A 24,937-nucleotide genomic window follows, 5' to 3' on the forward strand; every position below is an offset into this window, starting at 1 on the left:
GATTAAAAGTACTGCTCGATTAAAATCAGAAATTATTGCTGAATGTTTTATTGATCTTTCAATTACCATGCAGTGCCGCGCAGCCATGCTGCGCGACATGAAAATAAAAAAAGAAGTCGAGTTCAATTCACTAAAATCAGAGAAAGTCATTATTTTCTTCTTTTATTATCCCTTGCAAATACGTAGCTAAGGGTAACTTTCAACAGCCATCAATCAATCATCATCTTGGGTCATTTTTATCTAGCCCAAAACTAATACCTTGAAGACTAAATTCATTTAAAAACATGAAGTTAAGATAATCATTAACGCCCTAAATCAACCAAAGGGACTACAACTAGGTTCTTAATTTAGGTTCGACCTCCCGTTATAAGGGCATCCAACTCGATTATTTATGCTAGATCTTCTTGGTGCGGAAAATTCGCATTTATAAGAACACAAACCTTCGTATAAATTGAGGAATAGAATAAAATGACTAATAAAACTAAATTAGTCGTTGGCATTTCCTTAGCCCTATTTACGGGCTCAGCTATGGCAGCGAGCACCCAAGCAGAGGAAGACTCTTTGCTGGTGATGTTTAAAGAATCGGTTTCCAAGGAACAGCGAGAAGAGGTAATTCGCGGTGTTGGTGGTATTCTGCGTGAAACTGACGTACTTGGCCGTGACCTTCGTATGCGACATGTCGCACAAGGTCGCATTAATGAAATTCGTGTAGCGAACTCTGCTCAGCGTGACCGTGCGATCAAACGCTTAGCGGCGCACCCGTTAATTGAGGTAGCGGAACCGAACTACACCATCTCGATCAATGATATTCAGGCGCAAGCCGTTCCCAATGATCCGAACTTTGGCAGTCTCTGGGGTCTGCACAATACCGGACAAGCAGGAGGCACCCCTGGCGCCGATATCAGCGCCGTGGATGCATGGGATATCACGACAGGCTCCAGTGACATCGTAATTGGGGTGATCGACTCAGGCGTTGACTACACCCACCCGGACCTTGCCGCAAATATGTGGCAGAACCCGGGGGAAATTTGTGACAACGGCATTGATGACACAGGTACAGGGGTCATTGACGACTGTTTCGGCTATTCGGCTATCAATGATGATGGCGACCCGATGGACGAAAATGGTCATGGTACCCACGTGGCGGGCACTATTGGCGCGGTGGGCGACAATAGTCTTGGCGTGGTTGGGGTAAACTGGGATGTTAAGGTTGCTGGCTGCCAGTTCCTTGATGCAGACGGATTTGGCTCCACTGCAGGCGCTATCGCCTGTATCGACTACTTCACCAACCTGAAAGTCAATCATGGTGTCAATCTGGTTGCGACCAACAATTCGTGGGGCGGGGGGCCGTATTCAGAAACCTTACGCACCGCGATATCAGACGGTATTGATGCCGGTATCTTGTTTGTAGCAGCATCAGGTAACGAAGCTAGCGATTCAGACGCGATACCTGCATACCCTGCCGCTTATGACCTGGATGGCATCATCTCGGTTGCCAATACTGACCGCAATGACCAACTGGCCGTTCTATCGAACTACGGACTAACCTCGGTTGACCTTGGCGCTCCAGGCTCTGCTATCTTGTCAACCTACCTAAACGACGGCTACGCAACAGCGTCAGGTACATCGATGGCATCTCCTCATGTTGCCGGCACTGCCGCTTTGATTTGGTCCATCGCACCGCACCTGGATTTGTTTGAAGTAAAACAGATCCTGCTCGATTCAGGTGACCCAACTCCTGCACTGGCTGGCCGTACCGTAACCGGGAATCGTCTGAATGCTTATCAGGCATTACTGGATGCTGATCCAACACCTGGCTTTGCCTTAATCATGCAACCCGCTGCACAGGAAGTTTCGGCTGGTGACAGCGCTGAGTACACCATTGAGGTTCTTAGTGTTGCTGACTGGTCAGGTGAAGTGAACTTAAGTGCAAGCATTGACCCAGCACTTGATTTTGATCTCTCTGCGGACACTGCATTTGCCGGTGAAGAAGTCACTTTAACTGTATATACCGATGAAGATACCCAATGGGGTGAGTACGCCATCAACCTAACTGCAAGTGACGTTGATAGTGGTGAGTTAACAGGATCTGCTGCCAGTTCGCTGATGGTATTGCCTGCTAACCTGGTAGACTTCCCTTACGAAAACAACAACCCGGTATCGATTCCTGATGCAGACCCTGAAGGTATCACCAGCATCATCAGCGTCGCTGAAGAAGGCCTGGTGTTTGGTACAGATGTGTCGGTCAATATTACTCATACCTGGATTGGCGACTTAATCATTACGCTAACATCACCTGAAGGGACTGAGCACGTGCTCCATGACCGCGATGGTGGCAGCGCCGATGACATCGATCAAACCTGGTCTGTGGACGCGTTCAACGGTGAATCAATGCAGGGTGACTGGACGTTGTTTGTCTCGGATAACGCTGCTGCTGACACCGGCACACTGAACTTCTGGTCACTGGTTATCAGTGCCGCCAGTGATGCAGAGCCACAGCCAGATGCACCATCTGCAGACTTCAGCTATAGCATTGACGGAATGACTGTTAATTTCACTGACGAAAGCGAAGCAGACCTGGATCTGGTTAGTCATGATTGGGACTTCGGCGATGGCGCAAGCTCGACTGAAGTAAACCCAATGCATACCTATGCCGAACAGGGCAGCTACGACGTAAGCCTGGTAGTAACGGATAGCGATGATCAGTCTGATTCAGTGACTAAGACCATTACTATCAACCTCGATCAGATTGAAGTTTCAATTGCTTCAGCGCGTAAATTACGCACTGGTCTGGCTGTCGTTCAGCTACGCTGGGACAACGCTGACGGTGAAGTAGTTGTGTATCGGGACGGCGAACTGGTAGGCACGTATACTGGTAACCGTTTACGTGACAGCTTCATGACGGACGCAGACGAAGTAACTTATGAAGTATGTCCAGCGGACGGTCCTGCTGACAAGTGCGGTGAGGTCACCCACCAGTTTTAAGGTGGTAACCACAGCAAACTTAGCAAGATCTCCATAATACTGGTAAGTTTAAAGGGCGTCTGCATTGCAGGCGCCCTTCTTTACTTAAGCCCAGAAGACCCGCGCGACATCGCGCAATGACGAAGCATCAACGAAGCATCAACGAGGCATCAACATGAACAGAAACTCTACACTCGGCCTTACCATGGCCCTGGTCCTTGGTTCGCTTTCCACCGCCACGGCTGAAGATGAACTCGATCTTGATATTCGCCCCGGACTTTGGGAGCACAGCTTTTCCATGCAGAGTGAAAGTGGGCAAATGGAAAGAGCAATTGAAGAAGCGCTACAGCAACTCGAGCAGCTTCCGCAAAGTCAGCGTCGAATGGTCGAGCAAATGATGTCATCTCAGGGAATTAACCTTGATTTGGCAGGTTCCAGTGTGCAGGTCTGTCTGACAGAAGACGATATCCGAAGAGGGAATCTTCCACAGCAAGACGGCTGCGACCAGACCATCACCCAACAAGGCGATACCTACCATTTTAGTTTTCAGTGCGCCGGTGACCCTCCATATGAAGGCCGCGGCCAAATCGTTGTATTGAATAACGAGCAATATGAAGGCAACGCGGAATTCACCACGCGCATGGCCGGAAATCCCGAAACCATCCAAATCCGCCAGCAAGGCCGTTGGCTGAGAGAGGAGTGTAACTAGATCAGGACATAGATAAATTCGGCAACAGTGTGTAAAATTCGCCCTCACGTGTGTGTTATGTATTGTCTAACAGGATGAAGTCATGGGCCGAGCCTATCAGAATAAAAAAGAATCGATTGCTAAAACAGCAACCGCAAAAAGCCGTGTCTACAGTAAATATGGCCGTGAAATCTATGTGGTGGCAAAACAAGGGGGCGCCGATCCGGACATGAACCTGACCCTGCGTTCGCTCATTGAACGGGCCAAGAAAGATCAGGTACCCGCCCACGTGATCAGCAAGGCACTGGACAAAGCACAAGGCAGTGGTGGTGAAGACTATGCTACCGCTCGCTATGAAGGGTTCGGCCCAGGTAACTGCATGGTCATCGTTGACTGCCTGACCGACAATGGCAACCGCACCTACACAGACGTGCGCAACTGCTTCACTAAAACCAAATCCAAAATTGGCGCCCCGGGTACGGTGTCGCACATGTTCGACCATGTAGCGATTTTCGCATTTGCAGGTGACGATGAAGACAGCGTCCTTGAGTTACTGATGGAAGCTGACGTTGATGTAACCGATGTCGAAGCGGAAGACGGCATGGTCACCGTATTTGCCCCGCACACTGAATACGCTAAAACGCGTCAGGCGCTGCTCGAAGCCTACCCTGATATTGACTTCGCTACCGATGATATCCAGTGGGTGCCACAGACCGCAGTGGAAATCAGTGAGGATGATGTAGCGATGATGGAGAAATTCCTCGACATGCTGGAAGACTGTGACGACGTACAGAAGGTGTATCACAACGCACAGTTTTAGCTCTGATATTTTTCGAGTTTGTTATACAGCGTTTTAACGCTAATCCCTAGTTGTTCAGCAGACGATGTTTTGTTGCCCTGATTGCGCAACAAAGTCTGCTGAATGGCAGCGGCTTCCAACTCCTTCAGCGGCATTCCACTGGGCATTGCCAGCACACACGGCTTGGTCCCGCCATCAAGCGCAATATGACTTGGCTCGATGACATTGTCAGCCAGGATATAGGCTCGTTCCAGTGTGTGTTTCAGTTCGCGCACGTTACCCGGCCAGTGGTAGCGACCGATCTGAGCCAATGCAGCTGGCGTAATCGACTTCGCAGTGCCTTCACAGGCATTGCGATAGGCTAAAAAGTGCTTAGCCAAACCTTCTATATCTTCGCCACGCTCGCGAAGTGCCGGCACCCGGATTGGAAACTGAGCCAGGCGAAAGTATAAGTCCTGACGCAAAAAGCCGTGTTCAACCGCATCCTGAACCTCTCTATTGGTCGCCGCTATAACTCGCACATTCGCCAACTGAGCGCCTGAGCCACCCACCTTACGGTATTCACCCGATTCCAGCACGCGGAGCAATTTAACCTGCTGTTCAAGTGGCATCTCGGTTATCTCATCGAGAAACAGCGTACCCCCGTCAGCTTGTTCGAAGACCCCTTTGTGGTCACGAAGGGCGCCGGTAAATGAGCCTTTTACATGACCAAACAATTCACTGTCGATCAGATCAGGACTAAGGGCGCCGCAGTTCAATGCAATGAACGGTTTATCCGCCCGCGCGCTGGCCGAGTGAATCGTGTTCGCGACCAGCTCTTTGCCTGCGCCGCTTTCACCACTAACCAGCACATGTGCCGCCGAATCAGCGACTTTGCGAATGGTCTGATAGAGCTCACGCATCGATTGGGAGGACCCTACCAACAAGCCGAATTGCTCCAGTTCACTATGTAAAATCTGTTCGCTAACCGCCTGGTCACGTTGCCCCCTGTGGTAGAAATCCTGTAGGGTAGCCTCTATATGCTGCAGGCAATAGGGCGCGCGAAAGTGGAACCCAGCATGGTGTAATAACTGATTATCTATATCAGGGTTGGGCGACCCCTGGCTGAGAATAATATAGTCCAGCCGTTGAAACGGGTGCAGTCGACGTAGCTGTTGCCGCTCTGTGTCGCAAAGCTGATTCATTTCTACTAACGCGACAGCAGGTTTAGCGGTCACCATTTGGGTCGGCCAGTCGGGATCTCCGCTGCTTGGTATCAGCGAGAATTTGCTTACCACTGGCAGGCTACGCAGACGCTGGTCCAGCGACGGATCTTTAATATGAAGAAACAAACGAGGTCTAGCCATCACCCGGCCACTCCTTGATAGCAACGTTGAGTGAATCTGCGTCAAGCAAGTATAGAAAAGGGCTTCCCGGCCAGCGTAAACATTTACATTTATTTGATTTTTGGTACGACTATTGTATGGGTCACCGAAACCGAACATCCCAGTGTTGGGTGTACATCTGTTCAGACCGCGCACAGAATTAATTCAGGAGTGTCTATGCCTCTCAATGATATTTATGCGTTAAGCAAGGCAGGGTGCAACTTCTATCGTTTCGCCACTCACCACGTCGACGACTACAACATCCGCCGTATATTTCAGCAACGGTTCGAAATTCATCAGCAGCTGCAAGATGTGGTTACTCAGTACGGCTCTCACTCTCACCCTGACTCCAACAAAGAAGACCGCATCCAGGCCTGTAGCGACTGGTTTGAAACTGCGCAACGCTCAATTCAAGCCTTTGATAACTTTATCTTTCTTGATTTGCTCGAAGCACAGGAACGGCTTACCCTTGATATCCTAAAACGAGATGTCAAAAAAGCGGGTGACGAGCAGTTAAGCCATTGCCTGGCGCAGCTTGCCGCCTACCTGCAAATATCCAGAGACCAGTTGGCAGCACTTAAAGAACAGTACCGGGTGCAACACCAACTCAGCCCCTCAGCGTCCTGAAATAATTACCAGCCACCCTGTAATTAGTTCACAGTACATCCCTAATAAGCTGCTTAAAACCCTTCCATAACGCTAACAATTTAATAATTATCAATAAGTTATGAAACATGGCACGGGCTTCGCTAGTATCTCCCTGAACTTCTATACAGGAGATACAAAATGAAACGTACCTTAACCGCCGCGTTAGTCACGCTCGCATTAGGCAGCGCCAGCATCAGTGCTCAGGCAAATACTGACTGGGAAGGTGAATCGCGGGACGCCTGGATCCATGGTTCAGCTCAGACCTCACTGATGCTGAATACCAATCTCAATGCTTTCCGTATCAGCTCGTCGGTGGAAGACGGAGTGGTGACCCTGGAAGGTGAAGTAGAGACCAGCACCGACAAAGCCTTAGCCGAAGAGTTGGTGGAAGGAATTGAAGGTGTTAGTGGGGTTGAAAACAACCTCACCGTGCGCAACGAGGACGATGGCGACGACGATGACGAAGGTGGCGTCCGTGCCACGCTCAACGATGGGCGTATTTTTACCGTCCTCAAGTCTCGCTTACTGATGTCAGGCGAGATTAGCGGCCGCGATATCGAAGTCGAAGTCGATGAGGCCGTGGTAACTTTAAATGGCCACGTAGAAAGCTCAGCCCAGCGGGATCTGGCCGTTGAGATGGCGCGCAACACCAATGGAGTCCGTGACGTTCGGGATAACCTGCGGGTCAGAGGCCGTTAAAGCCCGGATAAGCCTTAAACCCATTTTGCAAAGCGGCCCCTGCGGCCGCTTTTCATTTTAGCGGCCCGGCAGCAGTCAGTGCACAGATTTTCAGCAAAACTAAAAGTGCAGAAATCGACGGAAAAACCAATCGCGGCCATTTGAATATTCGCATTTAATAATTTACAGCGGCCCCGGATAATAGCCTTCTACTAACTACGAGGTGTTGTCATGCGAATCTATATTGTATTGCTGCTGTTATCGCTCTCGTTACCACTTAACTCACATGCGAAGCAAATGGGGGTCGACTACTTAGCTGGAGAGTATTCGACGTCGGGAATCCGCATTGCACTGCAACCGATGGAGCCGCAACAGCTACCGCTTTGGGATCTCAACTGGCACCTTGAAGCCAGTTTCAATCGCTGGCAACAAGACGCCGGCGATGAGCATCGGCAAGTCAATGTATTAGCGCTCTCCCCGGTTATTACCCGGCAATTTGCCGCGTTGGCCAACAGACCTGTGTTCTGGGAGTTTGGTATCGGGGTCAGTCTTCTCGATGAGCGCTTGTTTGCACATAAAAACATGGGCTCCCATTTTCAGTTCGAAGACCGGATCGGGGTCGTGCTGAAAGTGAGCGACGAACATACCCTGAGTCTGCGCTACATGCACTATTCGAATGCCGGCCTGGCAAGCAATAACCCAGGCATGGACTTTCTCAGCCTTTCCTACCGCCGCGGCTTTTAAAGCCCGCCAGGTCTGCTAAGGTTGAGGCCGGGTCAGACTCAAAACTAAGATGACGATTGCTCCTGAGGGGCGGTCGCCTAACGGAGGATGTAATGAGCAAAGTAATGTTAATTACCGGCGCGTCGAGCGGTATCGGCGAAGCAACAGCGCGAGCAGCGGTCAAGGATGGCGTCAAAGTCATTCTGACCGCACGCCGCGAGGAACGCCTACAGGCATTGGTCAACGAATTAGGCTCAGAGCATGCCTTCGCCGTCGCCGCCGATATCACTGACTACCAGCAATTAAGTAGAGTAGTCGAGCAAGGGGTGAACCACTTTGGCCAGCTTGATGCGGTGTTTGCCAATGCCGGCATGGGCGTTAACAGCCCTGGCGTGGAGGCTGGTGAGCCCGACCAGTGGCAGAAGATGATCGATATTAATATCAATGCCTTACTCTATACCGCTAAGCTGACCCTGCCGCATTTACGTAAAACCACCGGGCACTTTATTATGACTGGTTCAGCGGCTGGTCGTCGAACCATTCAAGGCTCGGTGTATGGTGCCACTAAATGGTTCGTACACGGCTTTGCATCGAACCTGGCCGAAGAAATGAAAGAATGGCAGGGCCGCTGCACCGTTATCGCGCCAGGCATGGTCAACACACCTTTCTTCGATGAGCCAAAACCGGACAAACTCGATGCAAACGATGTCGCCGATGCGGTGTTGCATGCGCTGAATGCCAACCCCCGCAATTGCGTGCGCGAAATCTTTCTGATGCCAGCCTACTAGGCTGCTACTCACAACCTGATCAGCAAACACCTGAGCCTTTTCTATACTGATGCTTAGGTTAATGCTGATGAGGTTTATATGGACAACACGCTAACGCGGGACGCGATTCTGGATGCTGCTCTTAAACTGGGTAACGAAACCGGCTGGGAGCAGCTCACGCTGTATCAGGTAGCGCGCCAGCTGAATACGTCACTTGCTGTTATCCACGCACAGTTCGCGCAGAAAGACGAACTCGTCGATGCCTGGCTAGACCGGGCTGACAGAGCCATGTTGCAGAGCTTCCCACAACCAAGGCCTGCCAATCCTACAAGCCCGCTCACCTTGCAACTGAACACCTTACGACTCGGCAGTGCCATGCAAAGCTGGTTGGATGCATTATCGCCGTACCACAGACTGACTGGTGAAATGCTGCTCTACAAGCTCGAACCCGGGCATATTCATCTACAGGCTGCCGGGCTACTGCGCATCAGCCGCACGGTGCAATGGTTTCGCGAAGCAGCAGAGCTCAAAGCCAGTCATCTCCAGCGAATCGGTCAGGAAGTTGCGCTTACTGGGTTGTTTATAAGGGTATTTATTCACTGGTTGAAAGACACATCACCACAGCAGAGCCGCACCAAAAAGACTCTGCAAAAAGCGCTTCGCCGGGGGCAACGTGTTCAGCTCTGGAAATAATCCGTGGACCCGTTAACCCACGCAGCGCTGGGTGCTCTTGGCGGCGCGGGAGTGGCAAGGGTGGTTGACCGGCGTAAAGTGAATGCTGCGACCGGACTCGGTGCCCTGGCCGGGCTTTTCCCCGACATCGATAGTGTTACCTTGCTGTTCAGCCCGCTTTATTACCACGCCTACTGGCATGGTACTTACACCCATTCGTTGCTGCTGGCGCCGGCATGGGCGCTGCTGTTTGCGCTTCTTATTCGATGCATACAAAGACACAGCAAAGGGCCAGCGCTGACGTTTGCTTTGCTGTATTGGCTGGGGCTAACAGGTATTTGTACCCACATTGCTGCAGATCTGCTGACAGCCTGGGATGTTGGCGTATTGATGCCGCTGAGTAACGAGCGGGTGTCATTCGGGCTGCTATTTATTGTAGATCCGGTGTTTAGCGCCAGCATCGTGCTGGCGCTGGGCGTGATTTACTGGCAGGCCAGACAGCCGAACCCGCGCCTTTTAGTCACCGTTATCACGCTTCTCGGCCCGGTTATCTGGCTCAGCTTTGCTGCTGTGCAGAAACACGCCGCGCTGAACTATGCCAAGCAATATGCCAGGCAAGCAGCACCGCTTAGCGGACACGCCATGCAAGCCTGGCCGCAGCCATTTTCACTCTATCACTGGAAGTTATTACAGAACGCGAACGAGGGGGTGTGGGCCATGGACCTCAGAGTCAGCGATTCAGACCCGCTAGACTGGCCCTTCAACTGGATGCAACAAAGCGCCAACGCCTACCTCGCTCGCAACGACGCGGAATGGACATTCCACCCCAGGCAGCCGACCCCTGAGGCCGAGACAGCCTGGCAGCATCCCGACTTTCAGGCAGTACGCGATTTTATGAGCTACCCGGCGTACCTCGACGACAACAATGGTTGCCTTTGGTTTACCGACCTGTTGTTCGTGGTGCCGCAGATGCAACCGCCATTTCAGTACGGTCTGTGTACTCACACTGACGGCTCCACCAGGATCCGCCGTCGTTAAAACGCATTAACTAGCGTTTTAACGCCAGCATAAACCCCAACACCATCTGCACTGCAATCATCAGCAGCACCACGGCATACACCAGCGTAGTAATCCCCAGCGCAATCCAGACGCCCCAATGCGCAAAGTTGATCTCAAACCAGGCGCCGCTTATCCAGCCGAAGGTTCCCTTCGCCAGCAGGTAACTTGGTAAGCCTACAACTACCAGCAGAATGGGATAGAAAATCAGTTTATTGCGAAGCTTCTGTGCCTCGGTTTCTTCACCACGTCGGTGCATCGTTTTTCCTTATTCTACCCTGACTGAACTACTCCACCGTCACCGATTTCGCCAGGTTGCGTGGCTGATCAACGTCAGTCCCTTTGATGATTGCCACATAGTAGCTCAGTAGCTGCAATGGCAGGGTATAGATAATCGGTGCAATCAGCTCATCAATGTGGGCCAGGTTGATTACCCGCATGCTGTCGTCGCCTTTAAAGTTTGCATCGCGATCAGCAAAGACATACATGATGCCGCCGCGGGCGCGCACTTCTTCAACGTTGGACTTGAGCTTTTCCAGCAGCTCGTTGTTCGGTGCCACCACGATAACCGGCATGTCGGCATCAATCAGCGCCAGCGGGCCATGTTTCAGTTCGCCTGATGCATAGGCCTCGGCGTGAATGTAGCTGATTTCTTTTAGCTTAAGTGCACCTTCCATAGCTATCGGGTACTGGTCACCGCGGCCAAGGAAGAGGCTGTGCTCTTTGTCGGCAAACTCAGGAGCAAGCTTCTCGATATCCTGGGTAATGGCCAGACACTCTTCCAGTTTGGTCGGTAACGCTGACAGTGCCTGCGCGATGCGCGCTTCGGTTTCAGCTGACATGCCATGGTAACGACCTATGGCGGCTGTCATCATCAGTAAGCCAGCTAGCTGAGTGGTAAACGCTTTGGTTGAGGCAACACCAATTTCGGCGCCAGCCCGGGTCAGGAAAGCCAGATCCGACTCACGCACCATTGATGATGCAGCGACATTGCACACCGTTAAGCTGGCGGTGTATCCGATTTCTTTCGCCAGACGCAGCGCGGCCAGGGTATCAGCGGTTTCGCCCGACTGAGAAATAGTCACCAACAAGCTGTTCGGAAAGACATGGGACTTGCGGTAACGGAATTCCGAGGCGATTTCGACGTTGCAGGACACCCCTGCATATTGCTCAAGCCAATAGCGGGCGACCATGCCGGCATGGTAACTGGTACCACAGGCAATAATCTGCACGTGCTGGATGGTTTTGAAAATCTCATCGGCATTGTCGCCAAACGCATCCAGCGCAATTTTACCGTCCAGCACGCGACCTTCTAAGGTATTGCGCACCGCAAACGGCTGCTCGTGGATTTCTTTGAGCATAAAGTGGCGGTATTCACCTTTACCGCCGGCGTCGTACTGCAGATCCGAGGTAATGGTTTCGCGCTCAACAGCGTTGCCTTGCTGATCGAAAATAGCAACGTCATCCCGCGAGACGGCGGCCACGTCGCCTTCTTCGAGGTAAATAAACTTGCGGGTTACAGGTAACAGCGCCAGCTGGTCGGACGCAACAAAGTTCTCACCAATACCTAGCCCTATGACCAAAGGACTACCAGAGCGAGCGACCACTAACTGACCTGGTTCACGTTCATCCATGATCACGGTGCCGTAGGCACCTTCTAACTGACTTACCGCGGTTTGCACTGCTTTTAGTAAGTTAGCTGCTGACTTCAGCTCGTGGTGAACAAGGTGAGCAATAACTTCGGTATCGGTTTGCGATTCGAATTCATAGCCGAGCGCCTGCAACTTAGTGCGCAGGCTCTCATGGTTTTCGATAATGCCGTTATGGACCACCGCCAGTGAACCCGAGGATACATGCGGATGGGCATTGGCTTCTGTAACCCCACCATGGGTTGCCCAGCGGGTGTGGGCAATACCCACATGACCGTTGATACCGTCCCGTTCAACCGCATCGGCCAGCTCTTTCACTTTGCCGACCCGGCGCACTTTGGTTAACCCCTGGTCATTCAGCAGCGCCATACCAGCTGAATCATAACCACGATACTCAAGACGGCGTAAGCCTTCTAAAAGAATTTCTGCAACACGACGCTCAGCCGTTGCCCCGACAATCCCGCACATAATGAATCCTTCTGCTTAATCTGATTTTTTCTGCGGCCGTTTCCAGCCAGTCAGGTTGCGCTGGCGTGCCCGCCCGACAGCAAGCTGATCTGCTTCGACATCCTGAGTCACCACAGAGCCAGCCCCGGTCGTAGCACGGTCACCAATCTGGACCGGTGCTACCAACGAACTATTTGAGCCAATAAAAGCCTGTTCACCAATGACGGTGGTGAATTTATTCACCCCATCGTAGTTGCAGGTAATAGTGCCGGCGCCGATATTGGCACCAGCGCCAATTTGGGCGTCGCCAAGATAACTTAAATGGCCAGCCTTGGCACCTTCGCCAAGGTAGGACTTTTTCATTTCGACAAAGTTGCCAACGGCGGCGTCTTTGGCCAGTTCGGCGCCTGGACGCAGACGGGCAAAGGGGCCTGCCTGGGCATTTTCACCCAGTACCGCGCCTTCAATCACACTGTTGGCTTTAACCCGTGCATGTTTGCCAATGCGACAGTCACGTAACACGCAGTTTGCTTCGACCACGGCACCTTCAGCCAGATAAACATCACCTTCAAAGACGACATTGACGTCAATCACTACATCATTTTCGATCTCGACGTTGCCGCGTACGTCGATACGCGCCGGGTCCATCAGGGTAGCGCCCGCCAGCATCAACTGTTCTGCCTGACGTTTTTGATACGCGCGTTCAAGGGCCGCTAGCTGCACCCGGTTATTAGCGCCTTCCACGTCACTCGCGCTTTGCGGCTGGCTACTGGCAATCTGCACACCTTCATTGGCCGCCATCGCAACAACATCAGTCAGGTAGTATTCACCCTGTACATTGTCGTTCGACAACGCACTGAGCCAGCGTTTCAGGTCTTTCCCCTGAGCCGCCATAATCCCCGTGTTTACTTCGGTTACCAGGCGCTGGGCAGGGGTTGCGTCTTTGTGTTCAATAATGCCGGTAATGGTGCCCTGATCGTCGCGCAGAATACGCCCGTAGCCGGTAGGGTCTGGCAAGGTCACGGTGAGTAATGCCAGCGCACTGTCGCCTTTCGCTTCGAGCAAGGCTTGCAGACTTTGCTGCTGAATCAATGGCACATCGCCGTATAGAATAAGTACAGTGTCGTCATCTGCGAGGTGAGGTACCACTTGCTGAACCGCATGGCCGGTACCGAGCTGCTCGGCCTGTTCAACCCAATTAACCGGGTAACCAGCCAACGTTGTCTGCAACTGTTCAGCGCCATGACCATAGACTAACTGAACCGCTTGTGCGCCTAAACCCTGCGCAGTTTCAATGACATGCGCCACCATCGGCTTGTGGGCGACGGGATGCAGCACTTTAGGTAGCGCGGAGCGCATACGGGTGCCTTTGCCAGCAGCCAGAATGACTGCATTGAGCTTACTCTGTTCCATTGCTTCAAACCATATCGATAAAACATACTAGGCGGCTAGTCTACCACTTACTGCGCCGCCCTTAAATTGAAAAGCAGCACAGCAAGGCCACTCAGAGCTTAAGGTTATAGTGACTTAAGAGGTTGTTTAGCTGCGCATCGTTTCCGTGCTCAGCAGATTTATTGATGCCCCAGAGAAAGCTACTTTCCACCGACGGCCAGGTAACGAGCCCCTTGTTTTCGCCGACCCTTTTTAATTTGGATTCATTGAGCAGAGCCATCACAAACCACCAGATATCATCGGCGGTTGGCGCCAGCTCAGCAGCCAGTTCAGCGTTAACTGCATCGGGGTGTAGCGAACCAGGAGGAAACAGCACACCGCCGCCACTGGTAAAAAACAGGTCTTTAGAAGGGCCTTTGCGCTCTGTTTTGGCTTCCCACTTACGATACGGTTGGACGGTCCCGTCTGCATAGCGTCGTACAAAGTGAGCGCGCAGCGCTAAAATCTGGTTGTTGTCACCTGTATAGCCGTCGACGAGCTGTTTCAACCAGTCGGGTCGATAGTAAATATCGTCATCGGCGGTTACATGAAATACATCGGGAAACCTTTGCAGCGCTGGTATCAGCTTTTTATAGGAGCGGGTGTCTTCGCTTACCCAATGAATAGTTAAGCCAAAGGGCTGCAGATCTAAAACGTGCTGCGGTAAGTGTTGTTTATCTCCCTCAAACAACCACAAATTAACCGCGTCTGGTTTTACACTTTGAGTAAGTAGCGACTTTAACGTCAGGTGCAATGTGTCAAAGCGATCAGGAAAAGATGTCAGGTTGATCATCAGCTTCAACGGCAGTGGATGAGCCACAGGCTTTTTAGTGTCCCTAGCTTCCCAGGCTTCAGTGATCAGACGCACAGACTGACGCTTAACCCGACTGGCTTCCAGCGAGTTGTATTTACGCCTTACTCGATAGGCAACGGTTGCCGGTAGTTCTTTTATCCAGTTCATTCTCTACACATTCTTATAGTTACCCGGGAGTTTTGTCCGCCTCTAAAATCACATATACTCATATTTGAAGCGGTTTTTATTTACTAAATGTTTCTTTTTCATTTCAAAGACACATTCTAAAAGAAAAAGGACGCCATGACGACTCAACATGAGCAAGCCTACCAGCTACTGCTAAAAATTATTCAGCAAGGTTTTCGCGGCCAACGAATCCCTGTCGCTACTCTTATCGAGCTGGCGAGCCGCTCTGCCGAGTTTACCGATGTCTGGCTAGCCCATGCGCTGGCAAGCTCCGCCTCAGATAAGGAACTCGCTCTGGTGCTCCACTTTGCTGCCGAGCACGACCTTGCAGGACTCAATTTGCTTGAGCAGTTTTGGCAGCCTGAAACCGCCACACAGGATGATACTAAGAACTTCAGCACCACGTTGGCAGAGTTTGCAATACCCGTCAATCCGCGAGCAGCCCCGTTGTGGAAGGCGCTGACTGAGCCGACTCGATTACTTTCTTCTGATCAGTCGTTAAATGCAGATCTCCGGCAAACCCAACTGGCGTTACCCGATGTGTCGCTACGCTACTTGATTGACCATACCCATCGTCAACTTGAGGATGCCTTGTTATACGGCCACAAGAACGAACAGCAGATCCTGACTGATGTGCGCAATAACAAGCAATTTATCTCAGCGGTACCGGCTACCGATCTGGTGGTGGCGTCTTTAACCCGACTGATGGCAGCCGCCCAGCAGCAACCTGTTAGCCACAGCGAACCCTTGATTTTTTATCGTTACCAGCAAGGCGAAGAATTCAAATGGCACCACGACTACATTGTCAGTGACGCGCCTACGGTGCAGGACGAACTGGCAGTATTTGGACAACGGGTGAAAACCAGCGTGCTGTATTTAAATAATGAATTCAGTGGCGGCGCGACCCGGTTCAAACACTGGGAACAGGAGGTGAAGCCACCAACGGGCGGCATGGTCACCTTTAACAATACCAATGAAGCAGGCTTGCCAATACCTGCATCGCTGCACTGCGGCAGCCCGGTTGAAAAGGGCGAGAAGTGGGTCGCAACCCTGTGGAGCCGGCAAAAACCGCATTGGCTGCGCTTAGGCTTGCTCGCTTAACCCGATTACTGCTACAAAAAACGTGCAATAAAAAACGCGCAATAAAAAACCCGGCAGCATGGCCGGGTTTTTCGTTACTAGGGTTACTAGCTTAGGCTGTTAACCACCTTTGCGACGACGCAGTTGTTGCAACACGCGTAGCTGTGCCATAGCACGGGCAAGCTCAGCAGCCGCTTCGGCGTAACTCGTGTCGCCTTTGGCATCTGCCATGGCTTCACGGGCACGTTTTTCAGCCGCGTTGATTGCTTGCTCGTCCAGATCACCACCACGTACGGCGGTGTCTGAAAGTACCGTGATATGGTCAGGCTGAACTTCCATAAAGCCACCGGCGATATAGAACAATTCATCATGACCGTCTTCTAAAACCACTCGTACCATGCCGGGCTTTAAGGCGGTTAGTAAAGGCAAGTGACCAGGTAAAATACCCAGCTCACCTTCACTACCTGTCACCGTCATCGATCGCACTTTCTTCGAGAATAGTTTCTCTTCCGCGCTTACGATATCCAGGTGTACTGTATTTACCGCCATCACAAACCTCCGGTTCGATTACATTTTAGCTGCTTTTTCAGCCGCTTCTTCAATGGAACCAACCATGTAGAACGCTTGCTCTGGCAGGTCATCGTAGTCACCATTCAAAATGCCTTTAAAGCCGGCAATGGTGTCTTTCAGCGACACGTACTTACCAGGTGAACCAGTAAATACTTCTGCAACGAAGAACGGCTGAGACAGGAAGCGCTGGATCTTACGAGCGCGCGCCACTGTACGCTTATCTTCTTCTGACAATTCGTCCATACCAAGAATTGCGATGATGTCTTTCAGCTCTTTGTAACGCTGCAATACCGACTGTACGCCACGTGCAGTGTTGTAGTGCTCTTCACCAATCACTTGTGGATCCAGCTGACGCGAGGTCGAGTCAAGCGGATCAACCGCCGGGTAGATACCCAGTGACGCGATGTCCCGGTTCAGTACCACGGTCGCATCCAAGTGCGCGAAGGTGGTTGCTGGTGACGGGTCAGTCAAGTCATCCGCAGGTACGTAAACGGCCTGGATTGACGTGATTGAACCAGTTTTGGTTGAAGTGATACGCTCCTGCAGTACACCCATCTCTTCAGCCAGGGTAGGCTGGTAGCCTACAGCTGACGGCATACGACCCAACAGTGCTGATACTTCCGTACCGGCCAGGGTGTAACGATAGATGTTATCAACGAAGAACAGAACGTCGCGACCTTCATCACGGAATTTTTCCGCAATAGTCAGGCCGGTCAATGCAACGCGCAAACGGTTACCCGGTGGCTCGTTCATCTGACCATATACCAGCGCAACTTTATCCAGTACGTTCGATTCTTTCATCTCGTAATAGAAGTCATTACCTTCACGGGTACGCTCACCAACACCGGCGAATACTGAGTAGCCGCTGTGTTCGATAGCGATGTTACGGATAAGCTCCATCATGTTGACGGTTTTACCAACACCCGCACCACCGAACAGACCAACTTTACCACCCTTAGCAAATGGGCAGATTAAGTCGATGACTTTAATACCTGTTTCTAACAGCTCTACCGAACTCGACTGCTCTTCATATGAAGGCGCCGCACGGTGGATAGACATACGCTCTTTTTCACCCACCGGGCCCGCGTGATCGATTGGCTCACCCAATACGTCCATGATACGACCCAGAGTTTCCAGGCCTACCGGGACCATAATTGGCTCACCGCTGTTTTCTACGCTCACACCGCGACGCAGTCCGTCAGTACCACCCATTGCGATTGCACGGACGATACCACCGCCTAACTGCTGCTGAACTTCGAGGGTCAAACCTGTCAGCTCACCTTCGGTGATACGGAGCGCGTCATAGATCTTTGGCACTGCGTCTTGTGGAAATTCGATATCCACGACGGCGCCAATGATTTGGACGACCTTACCTTGACTCATGACGTTTCCTCTAACTCTTTAAATCTTTAAGACCTTTGCCTTATACCGCACCGGCGCCGGATACAATTTCCGAAATCTCTTGCGTGATTGCTGCCTGACGGGCCTTGTTGTAGACCAGTTGCAGGTCATCAATAAGTTCACCCGCATTGTCAGTTGCAGCTTTCATCGCGACCATTCGTGCCGCCTGCTCACTTGCAGTGTTGTCGACGACACCCTGATACACCTGGCTTTCAACGAAGCGCTTCATCAGTGTATTCAAAATGGTTTTAGCGTCCGGCTCGTAGATGTAGTCCCACGAGTACTCTCGCTTGGCTTCATCACTTTTCGGCAAAGGCAACAGCTGATTGATCACGGGCTCCTGCGTCATGGTGTTAACGAACTTGTTGTACACCAAAAACAGGCGGTCAATCGTGCCTTCATCGAATGCTTTTAGCATTACCGCAACGGTTCCAATTACATCATTCACAGATGGTGCATCGCCCAGGTTTGAAGCCTGTGAGGCTAAGCTACCTGCAATGCGTTTAAAGAAACCAGTTGCTTTACTGCCCACGGCTGCGAAGCTGACTTCAACGCCTTTCTCATCCCATTGCTGGACATCGCGTAATACGGCTTTGAACTCATTTGCGTTCAAGCCACCACACAGTCCACGGTCGGTTGAGATGACGATGTAACCAACACGCTTAACCTCACGCTCTTCCAAATAAGGATGCGTAAAATCAAGGTCGCCCTGAGCGATGTGTCCAATCACATTGCGAATGGCATCGGCGTAAGGACGAGACTGCTCCATACGCTCCTGCGCCCGTTTCATTTTGGACGCAGCAACCATTTCCATTGCGTTGGTGATCTTCTGAGTATTTTTAATACTCCCGATCTTGGTTTTTATCTCTTTACCGCCGGCCATGACTTTTCTCCTGCGATTAAACGACTTTAGCCGCTACGCGTAAACGCAGCGGCTGCTCAATTACCACGTTTGCGTAGCTTTGAACTTCTCGATAGCAGCAGCAAGCTGTTTATCGATATCGTCGTTGTAATTGCCAGTTGAATTAATAGTAGCCATGAGCTCAGCGTGCTCGCTTTTCATGTAGTCGATCAGAGCGGCTTCGAACGGCAAAATTTTGCTAATTTCGATACCTTTCAGATGACCTTTCTCAGCAGCATAAATTGATACTGCCATGTCAGCGACACTCATTGGCTTATACTGGTTCTGCTTCATCAGCTCAGTCACGCGCTGGCCGTGTTCTAACTGAGCACGGGTCGCAGAATCAAGGTCAGAGGCGAACTGAGCAAATGCTGCCAGCTCACGATACTGTGCTAAGGCAAGACGGATACCGCCACCCAGCTTCTTGATGATTTTGGTCTGAGCTGCACCACCGATACGGGAAACCGACACACCAGCGTTCACCGCAGGACGAATACCCGCGTTGAATAAATCAGATTCTAAGAAGATCTGACCGTCGGTGATTGAAATCACGTTGGTTGGTACGAATGCTGATACGTCACCGGCCTGGGTTTCAATGATAGGCAGGGCGGTCAGTGAACCGGTTTTACCTTTCACAGCACCATCCGTTAAGCGCTCAACTTCTGCTTCGTTAATACGAGCAGCGCGCTCCAGCAGACGGCTGTGTAGGTAGAATACGTCCCCTGGGAATGCTTCACGTCCTGGTGGACGGCGTAGCAACAGTGAGATCTGACGATACGCAACGGCCTGCTTTGACAGGTCATCGTAAATAATCAGTGCATCTTCACCGCGGTCACGGAAGAATTCACCCATGGTACAACCAGCGTATGGCGCGAGGTACTGCAGTGCAGCAGACTCAGAGGCAGATGCAGCAACGATAATCGTGTGCTCTAACGCATCGTGCTCTTCCAGCTTACGTACGACGTTGGCGATGGTCGAAGACTTCTGACCGATAGCAACGTAGACACATTTAACGCCGGTGCCTTTCTGGTTGATGATGGCATCGATACCAATCGCGGTTTTACCGGTTTGACGGTCACCGATGATCAGCTCACGCTGGCCACGGCCGATTGGAATCATCGCATCGATAGATTTGTAACCAGTCTGGATTGGCTGATCAACGGCCTGACGTTCGATAACGCCCGGCGCAATTTTCTCAACAGGTTCGAAACCCGCTGCATCAATTGCGCCTTTACCGTCGATTGGTGCGCCCAGGGTGTTTACAACACGACCCAGTAACGCTTCGCCTACTGGAACTTCCAGTACGCGGCCAGTTGACTTAACTTTGGTTCCTTCCTGCAAATCTGCATAAGGACCCATAACGACCGCACCTACAGAGTCGCGCTCCAGGTTCAGTGCGATAGCGTAACGATTTCCAGGAAGCTCGACCATCTCACCTTGCATACAATCTGCAAGGCCGTTGATACGAATGATACCGTCGGTATTCGCGATGATGGTACCTTCGTTACGAGCTTCACTGACGACTTCAAACTGATCAATTCGTTTTTTAATCAGTTCTGCAATTTCATTTGAATTCAGTTGCATGCTCTCGTCCCCGATTATGATTGCAGTGAGTGCGCCAGCTTCGAAAGCTGGCTCTTCAGGGTCCCGTCAATGACGGTGTCGCCGGCCTGTATATAAAGGCCACCCATAAGGTCAGGATTTACACTGCAATTGAGCTTAACTTTGCGTGCGAGACGTTTTTCTAACGCAGTACTTAACTTGGCTTGTTGCTCACTACTGAGCTCACTGGCCGAAGTGACATCGACACTGACTTCATTATCATGGTCAGCGCGCAATTCAGAGAACTTCTCTAAAATTGCTGGCAATGCATTTAAGCGTTGGTTAGCAGCCAGAACCTTAATAAAGTTCTGGCCTTTCTCGTTGAGCTGTTCGCCGCACACACTCAAAAATAGCTGAGTGGCTTTATCCCGGCTAACGGCACCCTTCAGGAACGTCTGCATGGTTGCATCGTCCGCTACCTGCGCGGCAAACGCCAACATGTCCTGCCATTCCTGTAACGCGCCCTGCTCAACAGCAAAATCAAAAGCTGCTTTCGCATAGGGGCGAGCCACCGTAGTCAAATCTGACATTTGCTCAACCCCCGTGATTACAGTTCAGCGACCAGTTTATCAACTATGTCACTTTGTTTAGCCGCATCTACTTCGCGCTGAATAATTTTCTCAGCGCCGGCAACTGCCAGTATAGCGACCTGCTTACGTAGTTCTTCGCGAGCACGGTTACGTTCCGCTTCGATCTCGGCATGACCAGAGGCAATGATTTTCTCACGCTCTTCCTGGCCACGCTGAGTTTCGTCATCAACCAGTTTAGTTGCACGCTTACGTGCCTGTTCGATGATTTCAGCGGCATCAGCTTTAGCTTTATTAAGCTCCGCTGCAACCTGCTCGTGTGCTTTTTCAAGGTCTTTCTCGGCAAGCTCGGAAGCCGCAAGACCGTCAGCGATTCTCTTCTGACGCTCTTCAATGGCATTGTTCAGTGGTGGCCACACAAATTTCATGGTGAACCACACGAACACGACCATCGCGATCGATTGACCTATCAGAGTTGCGTTGATATCCACAACGAGCCTCCTATTGGTTGGTTACAGGGACTCTTACGCAAACGGGTTAGCGAATAATAGTAACAGCGCGATACCAACACCGATCATAGCGATTGCGTCAATAAGACCCGCAAGGATGAACATTTTGGTTTGCAACTGAGCAGCCATTTCTGGTTGGCGTGCAGTCGCTTCTAAGAACTTACCACCCATCAGTGCGAATGCTAACGCAGTTGATAGTGCAGCGGTTGCCAGGATGATAGCTACAGCGAACAAAGTTGCAGTTTCAATACCCATTGGTTTCTCCAGTTTTCTCTAAAGTTAAGGTTAAAAGTAAAAGTAAAAAAATCGTGCTTAGTGGTCTTCAGCCGCCATGCTCAGATACACGATGGTTAACATCATGAAAATGAACGCTTGCAGCAAAATAACCATGATATGGAAGACCGCCCAGGCAAAGTGCAGCGGTAACTGCCCCAGACCGACCAACGCAATCAGAATAAAGATGACTTCACCGGCGTACAGGTTTCCGAACAAACGCAGACCCAGTGAGACCGGCTTCGAAATCAACTGCACCAGCTCGAGGACCAGGTTAAATGGAATCAGCGACCAGTGATTGAACGGGGTCAGGCTCAATTCTTTTGCGAACCCGCCAACGCCTTTGTAACGAATTGAGTAACCGAGGATCAGCACAAACACGCCCAGCGCCAGACCCATTGCAATGTTAATGTCGGTAGTCGGTGCTACTTTCAGATAGCTCCATGGGTGCGACATAATTTGCTCAAGGTATGAATAGTTTTGTGCGTACTCTGGTAACGCACTGCCATTCAACAGCAAGCCAAAGAAACCGGCAATCGTAGGGAACCAGTCGACCGGTACCAGCTTCATTAAGTTCATGAGGAAGATCCACATGAAAATAGTCAGCGCTACCGGGGCAATCAGGCGATCTTTAGTATGAAAGGTTTCACGCACTGAGCCACTAACGAACTCTACAATCATCTCAACGAAGCACTGGAACTTACCCGGTACACCCGTTGTTGCTTTACGTCCCACCAGAGCAAAGCTGATGACAAATAATGAACCAAGAATAATCGACCAGCCTAACGCACCGAGGTTAATGGCCCAGAAGCCTTCACCTACAGTCATATCGGTTAAGTGGTGGTTGATGTATCCCTGGACTGTAATGTTTCCATTTGCAGCCATGTTAACAACCTAAGTTAGTTAGTTTTTAAAAGTAAAATCGGGGCCAGCAAATGCAGCAGGTGGAGGAGGGCAAATACTACGAACAAAGGTAACAGAGGTTCGCTTAAAAGATTCAACGCCACTACTAACAACACCACGCTGAGCATCAACTTCAATGCTTCACCGGCCATAAAACTGTTTACGACACTATGTGCCGATCGCGCGCCGCTAAACTGAAAAGCAAGCACCGCAAAAATACTGTTGGGGACCAGGCCAATGACTGCACCGGTCGCTGCACTTAACGCGGCTGCTGCGCCGGAAAATGCCCAAAATAGACAAACTAAAATCGCTGATACCGCCAACTGCAAGGTCAATAAACGTCGCGCGACGCGGCGGCCCGATGTATTCATTATTCGATGGGCTGACCGTGACATGACCGATATCCTGCTTTTAAGCGTGCTGCCTGAAATAAATACAGCACAAAAACTCGGCCGATTATAAAGTTTCAGCAGAAAATTGCAACTTTATTGCTAACCAATACGCCCCGCCAGCCGTTGAAATTAAAGGCAACCAACAAGGGAATAACAATAAAAAGACTAAGGGTAACCTTACTTTATGTGGGCCAAAATCCCATCCAACTCATCCAGGGTTGAGTAGTTGATTACCAGCTTGCCTTTTCCTTTGCGATTATGGCTAATCGCAACGCTGGCTCCAAGCCGTTCACTCAAACTCTCTTCCAGCTGCTGGACATTGGGATCCGTAGGTTCTGGTTCTTTCTTTTCGGTCGGGTTCAAGGCTTTGTTAATCAGCTTTTCTGCTTCACGCACAGTTAACGCCTTGGCCACAATTAATTTGGCCAGTTCGCTTTGCAGGTCGCCTTCCACCGCAAGCAAGACTTTGGCATGGCCAAGTTCAATGTCGCCACGTTCGAGTAACGTTTTGACGTCCGTGTTGAGGTTATTCAGGCGCAGTAAATTGGTCACCGTGGTACGCGACTTACCAACCGCATCGGCAACTCCCTGATGAGTCATATTAAACTCATCCTGCAAACGAGCCAGCGCTGTGGCTTCTTCCATCGCATTGAGATCTTCACGTTGAATATTCTCAATCAGGGCAATGGCAACAGTGGCTTCGTCACTGACGTCTTTAATCAGGCATGGGATGGTATCCAGGCCGGCTATTTGCGCGGCGCGCCAGCGCCGTTCACCGGCGATAATTTCAAAGCTTTTATCACCTAACTGGCGAACCACAACGGGTTGAATAATGCCCTGGGCACGAACTGAATTGGCCAACTCTTCAAGGGCTTCCGGGGCCATGTCTTTGCGTGGCTGAAAACGACCAGGCTGGAGGAACTCCACCGGTAACTTTTGCAATTCGCCTTTGTCTGCCGCTATATCTTCGATAGCCGGACGCTGACTTTCATGCCGCGCTGCTGCATTTGCACTGTTAGTTAACAGAGCGTCCAGACCACGCCCTAAGCCTCGTTTTTTCGCTGACATGAATGTTGACCTTCGCTAAATTAGGATGTTTGCGCCGCTTGATTTTCTTGCTCAGCACGGCGAATTACTTCACCTGCTAATGCCAGATAGGCTTTTGAGCCAGTTGATGACTTATCATAGTACATAACCGGTGCACCAAAACTTGGTGCTTCAGCCAGGCGCACATTGCGCGGAATGACTGTCCGGTACACTTTACTGCCAAAATGATTTTTTAATTGTTCAGAGACATCATTGGCCAGGCGGTTGCGCGGGTCGTACATGGTACGCAGAATACCTTCAATGACAAGGTTTGGGTTAACCACCGACGCCAGTTGTTCAATGGTGTCCATCAGTGCGGTTAAGCCTTCAAGGGCGTAGTACTCACACTGCATGGGAACCAGAATAGCGTCTGCCGCGGCCATTGCATTGACCGTTAGTAAATTCAGCGATGGCGGACAATCGATAAAGATAAAGTCGTACTGATCACGCACAGGCTCGAGGGCCCGGCGTAATTTGGTTTCGCGGGCAAACACTTCCATCAGCTTAATTTCAGCTGCGGTTACGTCCGCATTGGCGCCAATGATATCAAACTTGACGTCTTCACTATGCACGGCAACGTCCTGCACCGGCTTGTCATCCACCAGAATATGGTAGGCGGTGTACTCAAGATCATATTTGTCGATACCACTTCCCATGGTGGCGTTGCCTTGCGGATCGAGATCAATCAGCAACACTTTACGCCGGGTTGCAGCCATCGACGCTGCCAGATTCACTGCTGTCGTTGTCTTACCAACGCCGCCTTTTTGATTCGCTATTGCGATAACTCTGCCCAAAGCTGCCTCTTACTTGTTATAGATAGACGGATGG

At 51.0% G+C, this 24,937-nt stretch carries 26 protein-coding genes; 10 read left to right on the forward strand and 16 right to left on the reverse strand.

Annotated elements, in window-relative coordinates; translation table 11 throughout:
- The first annotated feature begins 528 nt into the window (after positions 1-528).
- From CWE14_RS03900 to CWE14_RS03910, 3 genes are all read left to right on the forward strand, one after another.
- The gene (locus CWE14_RS03900; RefSeq protein WP_241972316.1) at positions 529-2,985 is read left to right on the forward strand and encodes a S8 family serine peptidase; all 2,457 of its coding nucleotides are present in this window, start codon (positions 529-531) and stop codon (positions 2,983-2,985) included.
- A 154-nt stretch (positions 2,986-3,139) separates the two neighbouring features.
- Entirely contained in the window at positions 3,140-3,673 is a 534-nt protein-coding gene (locus CWE14_RS03905) for a DUF3617 domain-containing protein (protein WP_126798197.1), read from the forward strand.
- 82 nt (positions 3,674-3,755) lie between these two features.
- Entirely contained in the window at positions 3,756-4,472 is a 717-nt protein-coding gene (locus tag CWE14_RS03910) for a YebC/PmpR family DNA-binding transcriptional regulator (protein ID WP_126798198.1), read from the forward strand.
- On the opposite strand, the gene CWE14_RS03915 is transcribed toward CWE14_RS03910, so the two are convergent.
- The gene (locus CWE14_RS03915) at positions 4,469-5,797 is read right to left on the reverse strand and encodes a sigma-54 interaction domain-containing protein (RefSeq protein ID WP_126798199.1); all 1,329 of its coding nucleotides are present in this window, start codon (positions 5,795-5,797) and stop codon (positions 4,469-4,471) included. The genes CWE14_RS03910 and CWE14_RS03915 overlap by 4 nt on opposite strands.
- Before the next feature lie 195 nt (positions 5,798-5,992).
- Between CWE14_RS03915 and CWE14_RS03920 the strand changes: the two genes are divergently transcribed.
- From CWE14_RS03920 to CWE14_RS03945, 6 genes are all read left to right on the forward strand, one after another.
- Positions 5,993-6,442 (forward strand): hypothetical protein, encoded by a 450-nt coding sequence (locus tag CWE14_RS03920; RefSeq protein WP_126798200.1) that lies wholly within the window; start codon positions 5,993-5,995, stop codon positions 6,440-6,442.
- 159 nt (positions 6,443-6,601) lie between these two features.
- Positions 6,602-7,162 (forward strand): BON domain-containing protein, encoded by a 561-nt coding sequence (locus CWE14_RS03925; protein ID WP_126798201.1) that lies wholly within the window; start codon positions 6,602-6,604, stop codon positions 7,160-7,162.
- A gap of 210 nt (positions 7,163-7,372) precedes the next feature.
- The gene (locus tag CWE14_RS03930) at positions 7,373-7,885 is read left to right on the forward strand and encodes an acyloxyacyl hydrolase (protein WP_126798202.1); all 513 of its coding nucleotides are present in this window, start codon (positions 7,373-7,375) and stop codon (positions 7,883-7,885) included.
- A gap of 92 nt (positions 7,886-7,977) precedes the next feature.
- Complete coding sequence (locus CWE14_RS03935) at positions 7,978-8,652, forward strand: SDR family oxidoreductase (RefSeq protein ID WP_126798203.1); 675 nt, start codon at positions 7,978-7,980, stop codon at positions 8,650-8,652.
- A gap of 78 nt (positions 8,653-8,730) precedes the next feature.
- Complete coding sequence (locus tag CWE14_RS03940) at positions 8,731-9,324, forward strand: TetR/AcrR family transcriptional regulator (RefSeq protein WP_126798204.1); 594 nt, start codon at positions 8,731-8,733, stop codon at positions 9,322-9,324.
- A gap of 3 nt (positions 9,325-9,327) precedes the next feature.
- Entirely contained in the window at positions 9,328-10,341 is a 1,014-nt protein-coding gene (locus tag CWE14_RS03945; protein WP_126798205.1) for a metal-dependent hydrolase, read from the forward strand.
- A gap of 10 nt (positions 10,342-10,351) precedes the next feature.
- Here CWE14_RS03945 and CWE14_RS03950 read toward each other — a convergent pair whose 3' ends face one another.
- From CWE14_RS03950 to CWE14_RS03965, 4 genes are all read right to left on the reverse strand, one after another.
- Complete coding sequence (locus CWE14_RS03950) at positions 10,352-10,618, reverse strand: hypothetical protein (protein ID WP_126798206.1); 267 nt, start codon at positions 10,616-10,618, stop codon at positions 10,352-10,354.
- 28 nt (positions 10,619-10,646) lie between these two features.
- Complete coding sequence (gene glmS, locus CWE14_RS03955; protein ID WP_126798207.1) at positions 10,647-12,476, reverse strand: glutamine--fructose-6-phosphate transaminase (isomerizing); 1,830 nt, start codon at positions 12,474-12,476, stop codon at positions 10,647-10,649.
- Between the two features lie 15 nt (positions 12,477-12,491).
- Positions 12,492-13,868: a bifunctional UDP-N-acetylglucosamine diphosphorylase/glucosamine-1-phosphate N-acetyltransferase GlmU gene (gene glmU, locus CWE14_RS03960; RefSeq protein WP_126798208.1), complete on the reverse strand. Its 1,377-nt coding sequence runs from the start codon at positions 13,866-13,868 to the stop codon at positions 12,492-12,494.
- 91 nt (positions 13,869-13,959) lie between these two features.
- Positions 13,960-14,847, reverse strand: coding sequence for a glycosyltransferase family 2 protein (locus tag CWE14_RS03965; protein ID WP_126798209.1), 888 nt, complete (start codon positions 14,845-14,847; stop codon positions 13,960-13,962).
- A 135-nt stretch (positions 14,848-14,982) separates the two neighbouring features.
- On the opposite strand from CWE14_RS03965, the gene CWE14_RS03970 reads away from it, so the two are divergent.
- Positions 14,983-15,966 (forward strand): prolyl hydroxylase family protein, encoded by a 984-nt coding sequence (locus CWE14_RS03970; RefSeq protein ID WP_126798210.1) that lies wholly within the window; start codon positions 14,983-14,985, stop codon positions 15,964-15,966.
- 99 nt (positions 15,967-16,065) lie between these two features.
- On the opposite strand, the gene CWE14_RS03975 is transcribed toward CWE14_RS03970, so the two are convergent.
- From CWE14_RS03975 to CWE14_RS04025, 11 genes are all read right to left on the reverse strand, one after another.
- Complete coding sequence (locus tag CWE14_RS03975; RefSeq protein WP_126788902.1) at positions 16,066-16,494, reverse strand: F0F1 ATP synthase subunit epsilon; 429 nt, start codon at positions 16,492-16,494, stop codon at positions 16,066-16,068.
- A gap of 18 nt (positions 16,495-16,512) precedes the next feature.
- A complete protein-coding gene (gene atpD / locus CWE14_RS03980) occupies positions 16,513-17,898 on the reverse strand; it encodes a F0F1 ATP synthase subunit beta (RefSeq protein WP_126788901.1) in 1,386 nt (461 codons plus the stop codon).
- 40 nt (positions 17,899-17,938) lie between these two features.
- On the reverse strand, positions 17,939-18,799 hold the full coding sequence (gene atpG, locus CWE14_RS03985; RefSeq protein ID WP_126788900.1) for a F0F1 ATP synthase subunit gamma: 861 nt from the start codon (positions 18,797-18,799) through the stop codon (positions 17,939-17,941).
- A gap of 60 nt (positions 18,800-18,859) precedes the next feature.
- The gene (gene atpA / locus CWE14_RS03990) at positions 18,860-20,401 is read right to left on the reverse strand and encodes a F0F1 ATP synthase subunit alpha (protein ID WP_126798211.1); all 1,542 of its coding nucleotides are present in this window, start codon (positions 20,399-20,401) and stop codon (positions 18,860-18,862) included.
- Positions 20,402-20,415: 14 nt separating this feature from the next.
- Entirely contained in the window at positions 20,416-20,949 is a 534-nt protein-coding gene (gene atpH, locus CWE14_RS03995; protein ID WP_126798212.1) for a F0F1 ATP synthase subunit delta, read from the reverse strand.
- A gap of 17 nt (positions 20,950-20,966) precedes the next feature.
- Complete coding sequence (atpF, locus tag CWE14_RS04000) at positions 20,967-21,437, reverse strand: F0F1 ATP synthase subunit B (RefSeq protein WP_126798213.1); 471 nt, start codon at positions 21,435-21,437, stop codon at positions 20,967-20,969.
- 33 nt (positions 21,438-21,470) lie between these two features.
- Positions 21,471-21,710, reverse strand: a complete 240-nt coding sequence (atpE, locus tag CWE14_RS04005) for a F0F1 ATP synthase subunit C (protein WP_111569431.1) — start codon at positions 21,708-21,710, stop codon at positions 21,471-21,473.
- Between the two features lie 57 nt (positions 21,711-21,767).
- Positions 21,768-22,613: a F0F1 ATP synthase subunit A gene (gene atpB, locus CWE14_RS04010; RefSeq protein WP_126798214.1), complete on the reverse strand. Its 846-nt coding sequence runs from the start codon at positions 22,611-22,613 to the stop codon at positions 21,768-21,770.
- A 14-nt stretch (positions 22,614-22,627) separates the two neighbouring features.
- Positions 22,628-23,026 (reverse strand): ATP synthase subunit I, encoded by a 399-nt coding sequence (locus CWE14_RS04015; protein WP_126798215.1) that lies wholly within the window; start codon positions 23,024-23,026, stop codon positions 22,628-22,630.
- Between the two features lie 174 nt (positions 23,027-23,200).
- Positions 23,201-24,091 carry a ParB/RepB/Spo0J family partition protein gene (locus CWE14_RS04020; protein WP_126788894.1) on the reverse strand — a complete coding sequence of 297 codons (891 nt, stop codon included), beginning with the start codon at positions 24,089-24,091 and terminating at the stop codon, positions 23,201-23,203.
- A gap of 20 nt (positions 24,092-24,111) precedes the next feature.
- Positions 24,112-24,903, reverse strand: a complete 792-nt coding sequence (locus CWE14_RS04025) for a ParA family protein (RefSeq protein WP_126798216.1) — start codon at positions 24,901-24,903, stop codon at positions 24,112-24,114.
- Positions 24,904-24,937: the final 34 nt, after the last annotated feature.

This window comes from Aliidiomarina soli, from assembly GCF_003986975.1.
Classification (GTDB): domain Bacteria; phylum Pseudomonadota; class Gammaproteobacteria; order Enterobacterales; family Alteromonadaceae; genus Aliidiomarina; species Aliidiomarina soli.